Raw genomic sequence first — 15,389 nt, 5'->3', positions numbered from 1 at the left:
TGGTGCCGACGTTGACGTGCGGTTTGTTACGTTCGAATTTTTCCTTAGCCACGACAGTAAACCTCTTACTTAAAGGGCTGAATCAACCTTGTTTTTTAACCAGCGCTTCGACGATGTTCGACGGAGCTTCGGCGTATTTGGAGAATTCCATGGAGTAGCTCGCGCGACCCTGGGACATGGAACGCACGTCGGTCGCATAACCGAACATCTCACCCAGCGGAACCTCGGCACGAATAACCTTACCGGAAACCGTGTCCTCCATCCCCTGAATCAGACCACGACGACGGTTCAGGTCGCCCATCACGTCACCCATGTAGTCCTCAGGAGTCACCACCTCTACCTTCATGATCGGCTCGAGCACCTTGCCGCCGCCCTTCTGGGCCAGCTGCTTGGTCGCCATGGAAGCAGCGATCTTGAACGCCATCTCGTTGGAGTCGACGTCATGGTAGGAACCATCGAAAACGGTAGCCTTCAGGCCGATGAGCGGATAGCCGGCAACGACGCCGTTCTTCATCTGCTCTTCGATACCCTTCTGGATCGCCGGGATGTATTCCTTCGGAACCACACCGCCCACGACTTCGTTCTCGAACACCAGGCCTTCGGTGATGTTGCCCTTCTCGTCCACGTCCGCGGCCGAGAAACGGATCCAGCAATGACCGAACTGACCGCGACCACCGGACTGGCGAACGAACTTGCCTTCGATCTCCACGTTGTCCTTGGTGATGGTCTCACGGTAGGCAACCTGCGGCTTGCCGATGTTGGCCTCGACGCCGAACTCGCGCTTCATGCGGTCGACGATGATGTCCAGGTGCAGCTCGCCCATACCGGAGATGATGGTCTGACCGGACTCTTCGTCGGTCTTGACACGGAACGACGGGTCTTCCTGGGCCAGCTTGCCGAGGGCGATACCCATCTTCTCCTGGTCAGCCTTGGTCTTCGGCTCTACAGCGACCGAGATTACCGGCTCGGGGAAGTCCATGCGCTCGAGGATGATCGGCTTCTCGATCGAGCACAGGGTGTCACCGGTGGTGACGTCCTTCATGCCGATCAGGGCAGCGATGTCGCCTGCGCGCACTTCCTTGATCTCTTCACGCTGGTTGGCGTGCATCTGCACCATCCGACCGACGCGCTCTTTCTTGCCTTTCACCGAGTTCAGGACGGAGTCGCCGGAACTCAGGACGCCGGAGTAAACGCGGGCGAAGGTCAGGGTACCGACGAACGGGTCGGTAGCGATCTTGAACGCCAGGGACGAGAACGGTTCGTTGTCGTCGGCATGACGCTCGTCTTCGACGGTCTCGTCGTCCGGGCTGACGCCCTTGATCGCAGGGATCTCGGTCGGAGCCGGGAGGTAGTCGATGACGGCATCGAGAACCAGCGGAACGCCCTTGTTCTTGAACGAGGAACCGCAGACGGCCGGAACGATCTCGCACGCCAGGGTGCGCAGACGCAGGCCTTCCTTGATCTCGGCTTCGGAGAGCTCACCCTCTTCGAGGTACTTGTTCATCAGCTCTTCGTTGGCTTCGGCCGCAGCCTCGACCATGCTGGAACGCCACTCTTCGGCCAGGTCCTTGAGCTCCGCAGGAATTTCTTCCTCGCGGTAGGTCATGCCCTTGTCGTCATCGTTCCAGTAGATGGCCTTCATCTTGATCAGGTCGACCTGACCGACGAAGTTCTCTTCAGCGCCGATGGCGAGCTGGACCGGAACCGGGGTATGACCCAGGCGCTTCTTGATCTGCTCGACGACGCGCAGGAAGTTCGCGCCCTGGCGGTCCATCTTGTTGACGTAGACGATGCGCGGTACGCCGTACTTGTTGGCCTGACGCCATACGGTTTCCGACTGCGGCTCTACGCCGGAGGTGCCACAGAACACCACGACAGCGCCGTCCAGTACACGCAGGGAACGCTCCACCTCGATGGTGAAGTCTACGTGGCCGGGGGTGTCGATGACGTTTACGCGATAGTTGTCGTACTGACCGCGCGAGCCCTTCCAGAAGGTGGTAACGGCAGCGGAGGTAATGGTGATACCGCGCTCCTGCTCCTGCACCATCCAGTCGGTGGTCGCAGCGCCGTCATGCACTTCGCCCAGCTTGTGGTTGACGCCGGTATAGAACAGAACCCGCTCCGTGGTGGTGGTCTTGCCCGCGTCAACGTGGGCACAGATACCGATATTACGGTAGCGGTTGATGGGTGTAGTACGGGCCACAATAAGGTCCTCGGGGGTTGGGCAGCGCGATTAGAACCGGTAGTGCGAGAAGGCCTTGTTGGCCTCTGCCATACGGTGCACGTCTTCACGCTTCTTGACTGCTGCGCCCTTGCCTTCAGCGGCATCCAGCAGCTCGCCAGCCAGGCGCAGAGCCATGGACTTCTCGCCACGCTTGCGGGCGAAGTCCACCAGCCAACGCATGGCCAGGGCATTACGACGGGACGGACGGACTTCGACCGGAACCTGGTAAGTCGCACCACCTACGCGGCGGGACTTCACTTCGACCAGCGGAGCGATGGCATCGAGAGCTTTTTCGAAGGTTTCCAGGGGATCGGCCTTGCCGCGTTCCTTCACCTTGTCCAGCGCACCGTAAACGATACGCTCGGCAACGGCTTTCTTGCCGCTTTCCATCACGTGGTTCATGAACTTGGCCAGGATCTGGCTTCCGTATTTCGGATCAGCCAGCACTTCACGCTTGGCCGCTACACGACGTCTTGGCATTGATAAGCCCTCAAACGGTCTTCAGGTTAGCCCGGGACCATAACAGTCAAGTTACGCCCGACCTTACTCTTATCGACTCAGATAAATATAAAAACGCTATTACTTCGGACGCTTGGCGCCGTACTTCGAACGACCCTGCTTACGGTCTTTGACACCCGAGGTGTCCAGCGAACCGCGCACGGTGTGGTAACGCACACCCGGAAGGTCCTTTACACGACCGCCACGGATCAGCACTACGCTGTGCTCTTGCAGGTTGTGACCTTCACCACCGATGTACGAGGAAACCTCGAAACCGTTGGTCAGACGTACACGGCATACCTTACGCAGTGCCGAGTTCGGCTTTTTCGGCGTGGTGGTGTATACGCGGGTGCATACGCCACGACGTTGCGGGCAGTTCTGCAGCGCAGGCACGTCGCTCTTGTCGACCATGCGCTTGCGCGGCTTACGCACCAGCTGGTTGATAGTTGCCATCTATAGCTCCACTGATTGTCTTACGACACACAAACGAAATGACAGAGCATGCGCCCTGCCAATTTTCGGGGTACAAAATAGTAAAGAGGTTCTTGTACACCGTCAAGACAAAGCCCCGGCTATCGGGATAGCCGGGGCTTGTCGTTGATGCTTAGTTACCGCTCGAGTTCAGCGCTTCGGTCAGTGCGGCTTCCGCCTCGCTGGCACTCACACGCTGCGGCTTGCCGAGGTCGCGCTGACGCTTGCGCTCGCTGTGGTAAGCCAGACCGGTACCGGCCGGGATCAGGCGACCCACGACCACGTTCTCTTTCAGACCACGCAGGAAGTCGCGCTTGCCGGTGACCGCCGCCTCGGTGAGGACGCGGGTGGTCTCCTGGAACGAGGCCGCGGAAATGAACGACTCGGTCGACAGGGAGGCCTTGGTGATACCCAGCAGAACCCGCTCGTACTTGGCCGGGAACTTGTCCTCGGTACCGAGCTGTTCGTTCTCTTCCAGCACCTGGGTGAGTTCCACCTGGTCGCCTTTGATGAAGCTGGAGTCGCCGGACTCGCTGACTTCGACCTTGCGCAGCATCTGACGCAGGATGGTCTCGATGTGCTTGTCGTTGATCTTCACGCCCTGCAGACGGTAGACGTCCTGAATCTCGTTGACGATGTACTTCGCCAGCGAGCTCACGCCCAGGAGGCGCAGGATGTCGTGCGGGTTGCTCGGACCGTCGGAGATGACTTCGCCGCGGTTCACCTGTTCGCCTTCGAACACGTTCAGGTGACGCCACTTCGGAATCAGCTCCTCGTACGGATCGCTGCCATCGTTCGGCGTGATGACCAGGCGGCGCTTGCCCTTGGTCTCCTTGCCGAAGGAGATGGTGCCGCTGATTTCCGCCAGGATCGAAGGCTCTTTCGGACGACGAGCCTCGAACAGGTCGGCAACGCGCGGCAGACCACCGGTGATGTCACGGGTCTTCGAGGTTTCCTGCGGGATACGCGCGACAACGTCACCGATGCTCACCTTGGCGCCGTCGGTCAGGTTGACCAGGGCGTTGGCCGGCAGGAAGTACTGCGCCGGTACGTCGGTACCCGGCAGCAGCAGGTCCTTGCCCGCGGCATCAATCAGCTTCACGGCCGGACGGATGTCCTTGCCGGCAGCCGGACGGTCCTTCGGATCCATCACTTCGATGTTGGTCAGGCCGGTCAGTTCGTCGGTCTGACGCTTGACGGTGATGCCCTCTTCCATGCCCACGAAGGCCACGGTACCGTCCACCTCGGTGACGATCGGGTGGGTGTGCGGGTCCCACTTGGCGACGATAGCGCCCGGGTCGACCTTGTCACCTTCCTTGACCGAGATCACCGCACCGTACGGCAGCTTGTAGCGCTCGCGCTCGCGACCGAAGTCGTCGGCAACCGCCAGTTCGCCGGAACGGGAAACCGCGACCAGCGCGCCGTCGGCACGAACCACATGCTTCAGGTTGTGCAGGCGGATGGTGCCGCCGTTCTTCACCTGGACGTTGTCGGCCGCGGAGGTCCGGCTGGCCGCACCACCGATGTGGAAGGTACGCATGGTCAGCTGGGTGCCCGGCTCACCGATGGACTGGGCAGCGATGACACCGACCGCCTCGCCGATGTTGACGCGATGGCCACGGGCCAGGTCGCGGCCGTAGCACATGGCGCAGATGCCATGACGGGTTTCGCAGGTGATCGGGGAACGCACCACCACTTCGTCGACGCTCATCACTTCGAGGAAGTCCACCCACTTCTCGTCGATCAGGGTGCCGGCCGGCACGATGACCTCGTCGCTGCCCGGCTTGAACACGTCGCGCGCGATCACACGGCCGAGCACGCGCTCGCCGAGCGGTTCGACCACGTCGCCGCCTTCGATGTGCGGCGACATCAGCAGGCCGTGCTCGGTACCGCAATCGATCTCGGTCACTACCAGATCCTGGGCCACGTCGACCAGACGACGGGTCAGGTAACCGGAGTTCGCGGTCTTCAGCGCGGTATCCGCCAGACCCTTACGAGCACCGTGGGTGGAGATGAAGTACTGGAGTACGTTCAGGCCTTCACGGAAGTTCGCGGTGATCGGGGTCTCGATGATCGAGCCGTCCGGCTTGGCCATCAGGCCACGCATACCTGCCAGCTGACGGATCTGGGCCGCGGAGCCCCGCGCACCCGAGTCAGCCATCATGTACATGGAGTTGAAGGACTCCTGGTCGACTTCCTTGCCCTCGCGATCGACGACCTTCTCTTTCGAGAGGTTGGCCATCATCGCCTTGGACACTTCGTCGTTGGCCTTCGACCACAGGTCGATCACCTTGTTGTACTTCTCGCCCTGGGTTACCAGGCCGGAGGCGTACTGGCTCTCGATCTCCTTCACTTCGTCGGTGGCGGCGTTGATGATCCGCGCCTTCTCGTCCGGGATGACGAAGTCGTTGACGCCGATGGACACGCCGGAAATGGTCGAGTAGGCGAAACCGGTGTACATCAGCTGGTCGGCGAAGATGACGGTGTCCTTCAGACCCACCACGCGATAGCAGTGGTTGATCAGCTTGGAGATCGCCTTCTTCTTCATCGACTGGTTGACCACGTCGAACGGCAGGCCGGCCGGAACGACCTGGAACAGCAGCGCGCGGCCGACGGTGGTGTCGACGATACGGGTATTGGCGGTCAGTTGGCCGTCTTCACCCTTGATCTTTTCGTTGATGCGCACTTTCACGCGAGCGTGCAGGGACGCCTGGCCGCTGCGGTAGGCGCGGTCGACTTCCTGCAGGTCGGCGAAGGCCATGCCCTCGCCCTTCGCGTTGATCGCTTCACGGGTCATGTAGTACAGACCCATTACCACGTCCTGCGACGGAACGATGATCGGCTCGCCGTTGGCGGGCGACAGGATGTTGTTGGTGGACATCATCAGCGCGCGCGCTTCCAGCTGGGCCTCGAGGGTCAGCGGAACGTGGACGGCCATCTGGTCACCGTCGAAGTCGGCGTTGTACGCGGCGCAGACCAGCGGGTGCAGCTGGATCGCCTTGCCTTCGATGAGGACCGGCTCGAACGCCTGGATGCCCAGACGGTGCAGGGTCGGCGCACGGTTCAGGAGAACCGGATGCTCGCGGATGACTTCGGCGAGAACGTCCCAGACCTCGGGCAGCTCGCGCTCGACCATTTTCTTGGCGGCCTTGATGGTGGTGGCCATACCACGACCTTCCAGCTTGCCGAAGATGAACGGCTTGAACAGCTCCAGGGCCATCTTCTTCGGCAGACCGCACTGGTGCAGGCGCAGGGTCGGGCCCACGGTGATCACGGAACGACCGGAGTAGTCCACGCGCTTGCCGAGCAGGTTCTGACGGAAGCGACCTTGCTTGCCCTTGATCATGTCGGCCAGCGACTTCAGCGGACGCTTGTTCGAGCCGGTGATGGCGCGACCGCGACGGCCGTTGTCGAGCAGGGCGTCGACGGCTTCCTGCAGCATGCGCTTTTCGTTGCGCACGATGATGTCCGGAGCGGCCAGGTCGAGCAGGCGCTTCAGACGGTTGTTACGGTTGATCACCCGACGATACAGGTCGTTCAGGTCGGAAGTCGCGAAGCGACCGCCATCCAGCGGAACCAGCGGACGCAGGTCCGGCGGCAGCACCGGCAGGACGGTCAGGACCATCCACTCAGGCTTGTTGCCGGAGCCCTGGAAGGCTTCCATCAGCTTCAGGCGCTTGGACAGCTTCTTGATCTTGGTTTCCGAGTTGGTCTGCGGAATCTCTTCGCGCAGGCGGCCGATCTCGTGCTCCAGATCGATGGCGTTGAGCAGTTCGTGAACGGCTTCGGCGCCCATGCGAGCATCGAAATCGTCACCGAACTCTTCGAGGGCCTCGAAGTATTGCTCGTCGTTCAGCAGCTGGCCCTTTTCCAGGGTGGTCATGCCCGGATCGATCACCACGTAGCTCTCGAAATAGAGCACGCGCTCGATATCGCGCAGGGTCATGTCCAGCAGCAGGCCGATACGGGACGGCAGCGACTTCAGGAACCAGATGTGGGCAACCGGCGAAGCCAGCTCGATGTGGCCCATGCGCTCGCGGCGCACCTTGGCCAGGGCGACTTCCACGCCGCACTTCTCGCAGATCACACCGCGGTGCTTGAGGCGCTTGTACTTGCCGCACAGGCACTCGTAGTCCTTCACCGGGCCGAAGATCTTGGCGCAGAACAGGCCGTCGCGCTCCGGCTTGAAGGTACGGTAGTTGATGGTTTCCGGCTTTTTAACTTCGCCGAAAGACCAGGAACGAATCATCTCGGGCGAAGCCAGGCCAATACGGATGGCATCGAACTCTTCGATTTGACCCTGGTTTTTCAACAGATTAAGCAAGTCTTTCAAGGCCTTTCCTCCTCACGGACCCGGTGCGACCGGCCTTGACCAGCCGCACCGTCTAGCGTCACGTGTTATTCGGTTTCCAGTTCGATGTCGATGCCGAGCGAACGGATCTCTTTGATCAGAACGTTGAAGGACTCGGGCATGCCGGCCTCCATGCGGTGATCGCCGTCCACGATGTTCTTGTACATCTTGGTCCGGCCGTTCACGTCGTCCGACTTGACCGTCAGCATTTCCTGCAGGGTGTACGCCGCGCCATAGGCTTCCAGCGCCCACACCTCCATCTCACCGAAGCGCTGACCACCGAACTGTGCCTTACCACCCAGCGGCTGCTGGGTAACCAGGCTGTACGAGCCGGTGGAACGGGCGTGCATCTTGTCGTCCACCAGGTGGTTCAGCTTGAGCATGTACATGTAGCCGACGGTGGTCGGACGCTCGAACTGGTTGCCGGTACGGCCGTCGAACAGACGCATCTGGCCGCTTTCCGGCAGGTCGGCCAGCTTCAGCATGGCCTTGATCTCGCGTTCCTTGGCGCCATCGAACACCGGGGTCGCCATCGGTACGCCACCGCGCAGGTTCTTGGCCAGCGCGAGGATCTCGTTGTCGCCCAGCTCGTCGAGGTTTTCCTCGCGACCGCCGATCTCGTTGTAGATCTCGTGCAGGAACTTACGCAGTTCGGCGACCTTGCGCTGCTCTTCGAGCATGCGGTTGATCTTCTCGCCCAGCCCCTTGGCCGCGAGGCCCAGGTGGGTTTCGAGGATCTGACCGACGTTCATACGCGACGGTACGCCCAGCGGGTTGAGGACGATGTCGACCGGGGTGCCGTTGGCATCGTGCGGCATGTCTTCCACCGGCATGATCACCGAGACCACACCCTTGTTACCGTGACGGCCGGCCATCTTGTCGCCCGGCTGGATGCGACGCTTGATCGCCAGGTAGACCTTGACGATCTTCAGCACGCCCGGAGCCAGGTCGTCGCCCTGCTGCAGCTTGCGCTTCTTGTCCTCGAACTTGTCGTCCAGGAGCTGGCGACGATCGCTGATGTAGGCCTGGGCCTTCTCCAGCTGTTCGTTCAGGGCGTCGTCGGCCATGCGCAGCTTGAACCACTGGCCGCGCTCGAGACCGTCGAGGTAGTCGTCGGTGATCTCCGTGCCCTTCTTCAGCGCCGGGCCACCTTCAGCCTTGGCACCGACCAGGGCGGCACGCAGACGCTCGAAGGTCGCGCCTTCGACGATGCGGAACTCTTCGTTCAGGTCCTTGCGGATCTGGTCGAGTTGCATCTTCTCGATGGACAGCGCGCGGGAATCGCGCTCGACGCCGTCGCGGGTGAAGACCTGAACGTCGATGACGGTACCCTTGGTGCCGGTCGGCACACGCAGGGAGGTGTCCTTCACGTCGGACGCCTTCTCACCGAAGATCGCGCGCAGCAGCTTCTCTTCCGGAGTCAACTGGGTCTCGCCTTTCGGAGTGACCTTGCCGACCAGGATGTCGCCGGCCTGCACTTCGGCGCCGACGTAGACGATACCGGCTTCGTCCAGCTTGTTCAGCGCGGCCTCGCCCACGTTCGGGATGTCCGCGGTGATTTCCTCTGGGCCGAGCTTGGTGTCACGAGCGACGCAGGTCAGTTCCTGGATGTGGATCGTGGTGAAACGATCTTCCTGGACCACGCGCTCGGACAGGCAGATGGAGTCTTCGAAGTTGAAGCCGTTCCAGGGCATGAACGCTACGCGCATGTTCTGGCCCAGGGCCAGTTCGCCCATGTCGGTGGACGGACCGTCGGCCAGGATGTCGCCGCGCGCGACCACGTCACCCTTGCTCACCAGCGGACGCTGGTTGATGCAGGTGTTCTGGTTGGAACGGGTGTACTTGGTCAGGTTGTAGATGTCGACACCCGCTTCGCCGGTCTCGACTTCGTCATCCGCCACGCGAACCACGACACGGCTGGCATCGACCGAGTCGATCACACCGCCACGGCGAGCCACGACGCAGACGCCGGAGTCGCGCGCCACGTTGCGCTCCATGCCGGTACCCACCAGCGGCTTGTCGGCACGCAGGGTCGGCACGGCCTGACGCTGCATGTTCGAGCCCATGAGTGCGCGGTTGGCGTCATCGTGCTCGAGGAACGGAATCAGCGAGGCAGCGACGGAAACGACCTGCTTCGGCGACACGTCCATCAGGGTCACGTCTTCCGGCGCCTTCACGGTGAATTCGTTCAGGTGACGCACGGCCACCAGCTCGTCCACCAGTTGACCCTTCTCGTTGAGGGTCGCCGAAGCCTGGGCGATGACGTGGTCGGCTTCTTCGATCGCCGACAGGAACACGATCTCGTCGGTTACCAGGCTGTCCTTGACCACGCGGTACGGGCTCTCGAGGAAGCCGTACTTGTTGGTGCGGGCGTAGGTCGCCAGGGAGTTGATCAGACCGATGTTCGGACCTTCAGGGGTTTCGATCGGGCACACGCGGCCGTAGTGGGTCGGGTGTACGTCACGAACCTCGAAGCCCGCACGCTCACGGGTCAGACCGCCCGGGCCGAGCGCGGAGACGCGGCGCTTGTGGGTGATCTCGGAAAGCGGGTTGTTCTGGTCCATGAACTGCGACAGCTGGCTCGAACCGAAGAACTCCTTGATCGCGGCAGCCACCGGCTTGGCGTTGATCAGGTCCTGCGGCATCAGGCCTTCGCTTTCGGCCATGGACAGGCGTTCCTTGACCGCGCGCTCGACACGCACCAGGCCCACGCGGAACTGGTTCTCGGCCATTTCGCCGACGCAACGGACGCGACGGTTGCCCAGGTGGTCGATGTCATCGACGATGCCCTTGCCGTTACGGATGTCGACGAGGGTCTTGAGCACATCGATGATGTCTTCCTTGCTCAGGACGCCCGGACCTTCGATCTCGGTACGACCGATACGGCGGTTGAACTTCATCCGGCCTACGGCCGACAGGTCGTAACGCTCGGCGCTGAAGAACAGGTTGCCGAACAGGGTCTCGGCAGCTTCCTTGGTCGGCGGCTCGCCCGGACGCATCATCCGGTAGATCTCGACCAGGGCTTCCAGCTGGTTGCTGGTGTTGTCGATCTTCAGGGTGTCGGAGATGAACGGACCGCAGTCGATGTCGTTGGTGTACAGGGTCTCGATGCGCACGACCTGGGCCTTGGCCACCTTGGCCAGGAGGTCGAGGGTCAGCTCGGTGTTGCACTCGGCGATGATCTCGCCGGTAGCCGGATGCACGATCGCCTTGGCGATGGTACGGCCGATCAGGTAGTCGAACGGCACTTCCAGCTGGCTCACGCCAGCCTTTTCCAGCTGGTTGATGTGGCGGGCAGTGATACGACGCCCCTGCTCCACGATCACCTTGCCGCTGCCATCCTTGATGTCGATGCTCGCGACTTCACCGCGCAGGCGCTGCGGGACCAGCTCCAGGTTCAGGGTTTCGCCCTTGATGTGGAAGACGTTGGTCGCGTAGAAGGCGTTGAGGATCTCTTCGGTGCTGTAGCCGAGCGCGCGCAGCAGTACCGATGCCGGCAGCTTGCGGCGACGGTCGATACGGACGAACACACAGTCCTTCGGATCGAACTCGAAGTCCAGCCAGGAACCGCGGTAAGGAATGATCCGCGCGGAGTACAGCAGCTTGCCGGAGCTGTGGGTCTTGCCACGGTCGTGGTCGAAGAACACGCCCGGGGAACGGTGCAGCTGGGAGACGATGACACGCTCGGTACCGTTGATGATGAAGGTACCGTTCTCGGTCATCAGGGGGATTTCCCCCATGTAGACTTCTTGTTCCTTGATGTCCTTGATCGCCTTGTTCGACGATTCGCGGTCGAAGATGATCAGGCGAACTTTCACGCGCAGCGGTACGGCGAAGGTCACGCCGCGCAGCACGCACTCCTTGACATCGAATGCCGGCTCACCCAGACGGTAGCCGACGTATTCCAGGGCAGCATTGCCGGAATAGCTGATAATCGGGAAAACGGACTTGAAGGCCGCGTGCAGACCGATATCGCGGAACTGCTCCTTGGTTGCGCCAGCCTGCAGGAATTCGCGATAGGAATCCAGCTGGATGGCCAGCAAATACGGCACATCCATGACGTCCGGCAACTTGCTAAAGTCCTTGCGGATACGTTTTTTCTCAGTGTATGAGTAAGCCATCAGCGTTCCCCAGCTTGGTCACCTGCTTGTTTGGCGTCTCCGACGGGAGCAGCCGGAAAATCTTGCAGACCCCTTGGCCTGCATTGCCCACTCGGGGCACTTTCACGTCTTGGGTGGAACGCCCGAGGCGAGTCCACCCAGAACGGAAAAAGGCCGGTGGCAAAAGCCACCAGCCATCAGCCTTTCGCTTGACGCTCGGGCTGTAGACGCAAGGTCGTCGCTTACTTGAGCTCGACTTTGGCGCCTGCTTCTTCCAGGGCTTTCTTGGCGGCTTCGGCTTCTTCTTTCGAAGCGCCTTCCTTCACCACGCCCGGAGCGCCGTCTACGACGGCCTTGGCTTCTTTCAGACCCAGACCGGTCAGTTCGCGAACGACCTTGATCACGTTCACTTTCTTGTCGCCAGCTTCGGCCAGGACGATGGTGAACTCGGTCTGCTCTTCGGCAGCGGCAGCAGCCGGGCCAGCAGCGGCAACGGTAGCGGCAGCAGCGGTAACGCCGAACTTCTCTTCCATCGCCTTGATCAGTTCGACCACTTGCATGACGGACATTTCGGATACGGCGTTGATGATGTCTTCGTTGGTCAGAGCCATGACTCTAATTCCTGTATTGGGGGACGGCCTGCGGCCATCGTATTAAACAAATAAGATTGAAAGCGCTTGCGAGCCGACTTAGGCGGCAGCAGCTTCTTTCTGGTCGCGAATGGCCGCCAGAGTACGAGCCAGCTTGCTGGTAGCGCCCTGAATCACGCTCATCAGCTGCGATACGGCTTCGTCGTAGGTCGGCAGGCTTGCCAGTACGTCGATCTGATTGGCTGCGAGGAACTGACCCTCGAAGGCAGCCGCCTTGATCTCGAACTTGTCCTGACCCTTGGCGAACTCACGGAAGATACGAGCGGCAGCGCCCGGATGTTCGTTGGAGAAAGCGATCAGGGTCGGGCCTTTGAACACGTCGTTGAGCACGTCGAACTGGGTGCCTTCAACGGCGCGCTTGAGCAGGGTGTTACGTACGACTTTCACGTACACACCAGCTTCGCGGGCCTCTTTACGGAGTCCGGTCATGGCGCCTACGGTCACGCCACGGGCATCGGCCACGACAGCGGACAGGGCAGCTTTGGCAGCCTCGTTGACTTCAGCGACGATGGCCTTCTTGTCTTCGAGTTTAATTGCCACGGGTTTACTCCTGGATGTTACCGTTTCGTCCAGCCGGGGCCGGACGTCGTTTTGGTGTCTGATTCGGTAACCGAATCGGGAGCACCATCTGCGTAGGCTTGTGGTTTAAGGCTTGCGCCACCTACGGTCTTGGATAGCCCCCGCCAGGCAGGGACCCCAATACCTGTGCAGCGGGCAGAACCCGCTGCACGATTTCACTTAGGCTTCCAGGGAAGCCAGGTCGATCTGCAGGCCCGGACCCATGGTGGTGCTCAGGGTCACGCGCTTGACGTACACGCCTTTCGACGAGGACGGCTTCAGGCGCTTCAGGTCAGCCAGCAGCGCTTCAACGTTCTGCTGCAGCTTGGCCGGCTCGAAATCGACCTTACCGACGGAGCTGTGGATGATGCCGTTCTTGTCGGTACGGAAACGTACCTGACCAGCCTTGGCATTCTTCACGGCGGTAGCGACGTCCGGAGTCACGGTGCCGACTTTCGGGTTCGGCATCAGACCACGCGGGCCGAGGATCTGGCCCAGCTGGCCGACGACACGCATGGCATCCGGGGAAGCGATGACGACGTCGTAGTTCAGGTCGCCGCCTTTCATTTCGGCAGCCAGTTCGTCCATGCCCACCTTGTCGGCGCCGGCAGCCAGAGCGGCTTCGGCAGCCGGACCCTGGGTGAAGACGGCAACGCGGACGCTCTTGCCGGTGCCGTTCGGCAGGACGGTGGCGCCACGAACGACCTGGTCGGATTTACGCGGATCGACGCCAAGGTTCACGGCAACGTCCACGGACTCCTTGAACTTGATGGTGGACAGCTCGGCCAGCAGCTTGGCGGCCTCTTCGAAGCTGTACTGCTTGCCGGCAACTACTTTCTCGGCAATCGCCTTCTGGCGCTTGGTCAGCTTAGCCATTACACACCCTCCACGTTCAGGCCCATGCTGCGCGCGGAGCCAGCGATGGTACGTACAGCAGCGTCCAGATCAGCAGCGGTCAGGTCAGCCTGCTTGGTCTTGGCGATCTCTTCCAGCTGGGCACGGGTAACGGTGCCGACTTTCTGGGAGTTCGGACGAGCGGAGCCGCTGGTGATGCCAGCTGCTTTTTTCAGCAGGACGGCAGCCGGGGTGCTCTTGGTTTCGAAGGTGAAGCTACGGTCACTGTAAACGGTGATGATCACAGGAGTCGGCAGGCCCGGCTCTTGGCCTTGGGTCTTGGCGTTGAACGCCTTGCAGAATTCCATGATGTTCACGCCGTGCTGACCCAGGGCAGGGCCGACCGGCGGCGACGGGTTGGCCTGACCGGCCTTTACTTGCAGCTTGATATAAGCCTGGATTTTCTTAGCCATTTGCTACTCCAAATTCGGGTACAAGCGCCTGAAGGCTCCCCGGTTGCTTTCGCGTTTATCCCAGTGACGACAAAACCCCGCAGCCTTGGACTGCGGGGTGAGGGATGCGTTTTCAGCTAGACCTTTTCGACCTGACTGAACTCCAGCTCCACCGGGGTAGAGCGGCCAAAGATGAGCACGGCCACTTGGATCCGGCTCTTCTCGTAGTTAACTTCTTCGACGACACCATTGAAGTCGGCGAAAGGACCATCGATGACACGAACGGTCTCGCCCGGCTCGAACAGGGTCTTCGGCTTGGGCTTGTCGCCGCTATCCGCCACGCGACGCAGGATTGCATCAGCCTCACGATCGGTGATCGGAGCCGGCTTGTCGGCAGTTCCGCCGATGAAGCCCATGACACGCGGGGTATCCTTCACCAGGTGCCAGGTACCTTCGTTCATTTCCATCTGAACCAGCACATAGCCAGGGAAGAATTTGCGCTCGCTCTTGCGCTTCTGGCCGTTCCGCATCTCCACCACTTCTTCGGTGGGAACCAGAATCTCGCCGAACTCTTCTTCCATGCCAGCAAGCTTGACACGCTCGATCAGCGAGCGCATGACATGCTTCTCGTAGCCCGAGTATGCATGCACAACGTACCAACGCTTAGCCACGGCGCACCCTTAACCTACAATCATGGAAACCAACCAACCCAGCAGGGAATCGAGCCCCCACAGCAGCAGCGCCATTACCAGCACTACCGCGACCACGATCAGCGTGGTCTGAGTTGTTTCTTGACGACTCGGCCATACGACCTTGCGAATCTCGACGCGCGCTTCCTTAGCAAGACTAAAGAAGGCCTGCCCCTTGGCCGTTTGCAGAGCCAGGAAGGCAGCGATCACCGCCAGAACGAGAATACCGAGAACGCGATACAGGATTGGTTGAGCCGAAAAGTACTGATTGCCCACAACGGCAACCACAACCAGAACGGCAACCAAGAGCCATTTCAAGAGATCAAAACGTGATTCTTTGGCTTCTGCCTTGGCATTCATCTGTTAGGAATCTCGTGAAGAAAAGCCAGATTTACTTGGGAAATCTGGCAGGCCAGGAGGGAATCGAACCCCCAACCTGCGGTTTTGGAGACCGCCGCTCTGCCAATTGAGCTACTGGCCTGAAGCAAAATCAGGCCGACCATTATGCCGGCCTGAGAGGGGAAGATCAACCGATATTATTCGATGATCTTGGCAACCACGC

The 15,389-nt window shown here is 60.9% G+C and carries 11 protein-coding genes and 1 tRNA gene; all 12 read right to left on the bottom strand.

Annotated elements, in window-relative coordinates:
• Window positions 1–82: 82 nt before the first annotated feature.
• A complete protein-coding gene (gene fusA / locus JHD77_RS31905; RefSeq protein WP_003093741.1) occupies window positions 83–2,203 on the bottom strand; it encodes an elongation factor G in 2,121 nt (706 codons plus the stop codon).
• A 30-nt stretch (window positions 2,204–2,233) separates the two neighbouring features.
• Window positions 2,234–2,704 (bottom strand): 30S ribosomal protein S7, encoded by a 471-nt coding sequence (gene rpsG / locus JHD77_RS31900; RefSeq protein WP_003093742.1) that lies wholly within the window; start codon window positions 2,702–2,704, stop codon window positions 2,234–2,236.
• Between the two features lie 99 nt (window positions 2,705–2,803).
• On the bottom strand, window positions 2,804–3,175 hold the full coding sequence (rpsL, locus tag JHD77_RS31895; RefSeq protein WP_003093744.1) for a 30S ribosomal protein S12: 372 nt from the start codon (window positions 3,173–3,175) through the stop codon (window positions 2,804–2,806).
• Window positions 3,176–3,326: 151 nt separating this feature from the next.
• Window positions 3,327–7,526: a DNA-directed RNA polymerase subunit beta' gene (gene rpoC / locus JHD77_RS31890; RefSeq protein WP_003093745.1), complete on the bottom strand. Its 4,200-nt coding sequence runs from the start codon at window positions 7,524–7,526 to the stop codon at window positions 3,327–3,329.
• A 65-nt stretch (window positions 7,527–7,591) separates the two neighbouring features.
• Window positions 7,592–11,665: a DNA-directed RNA polymerase subunit beta gene (gene rpoB / locus JHD77_RS31885; protein ID WP_003093746.1), complete on the bottom strand. Its 4,074-nt coding sequence runs from the start codon at window positions 11,663–11,665 to the stop codon at window positions 7,592–7,594.
• Between the two features lie 221 nt (window positions 11,666–11,886).
• Window positions 11,887–12,255 carry a 50S ribosomal protein L7/L12 gene (rplL, locus tag JHD77_RS31880; RefSeq protein WP_003093747.1) on the bottom strand — a complete coding sequence of 123 codons (369 nt, stop codon included), beginning with the start codon at window positions 12,253–12,255 and terminating at the stop codon, window positions 11,887–11,889.
• Window positions 12,256–12,333: 78 nt separating this feature from the next.
• On the bottom strand, window positions 12,334–12,834 hold the full coding sequence (gene rplJ / locus JHD77_RS31875) for a 50S ribosomal protein L10 (RefSeq protein ID WP_003093748.1): 501 nt from the start codon (window positions 12,832–12,834) through the stop codon (window positions 12,334–12,336).
• Window positions 12,835–13,032: 198 nt separating this feature from the next.
• The gene (gene rplA, locus JHD77_RS31870) at window positions 13,033–13,728 is read right to left on the bottom strand and encodes a 50S ribosomal protein L1 (protein ID WP_003093749.1); all 696 of its coding nucleotides are present in this window, start codon (window positions 13,726–13,728) and stop codon (window positions 13,033–13,035) included.
• Window positions 13,728–14,159 (bottom strand): 50S ribosomal protein L11, encoded by a 432-nt coding sequence (rplK, locus tag JHD77_RS31865; RefSeq protein ID WP_003093751.1) that lies wholly within the window; start codon window positions 14,157–14,159, stop codon window positions 13,728–13,730. Before rplK ends, rplA begins: the two co-directional genes overlap by 1 nt.
• 116 nt (window positions 14,160–14,275) lie before the next feature.
• Window positions 14,276–14,809, bottom strand: coding sequence for a transcription termination/antitermination protein NusG (gene nusG, locus JHD77_RS31860; protein ID WP_003108028.1), 534 nt, complete (start codon window positions 14,807–14,809; stop codon window positions 14,276–14,278).
• Between the two features lie 9 nt (window positions 14,810–14,818).
• Complete coding sequence (gene secE / locus JHD77_RS31855; RefSeq protein WP_003108030.1) at window positions 14,819–15,187, bottom strand: preprotein translocase subunit SecE; 369 nt, start codon at window positions 15,185–15,187, stop codon at window positions 14,819–14,821.
• Window positions 15,188–15,232: 45 nt separating this feature from the next.
• Window positions 15,233–15,308: transfer RNA gene (locus JHD77_RS31850), tRNA-Trp, on the bottom strand.
• Window positions 15,309–15,389: the final 81 nt, after the last annotated feature.

This window comes from Pseudomonas sp. P20, from assembly GCF_016463925.1.
Taxonomy (GTDB): Bacteria; Pseudomonadota; Gammaproteobacteria; order Pseudomonadales; family Pseudomonadaceae; genus Pseudomonas; species Pseudomonas aeruginosa.
This window is presented reverse-complemented; position numbering and strand designations above follow the sequence as displayed.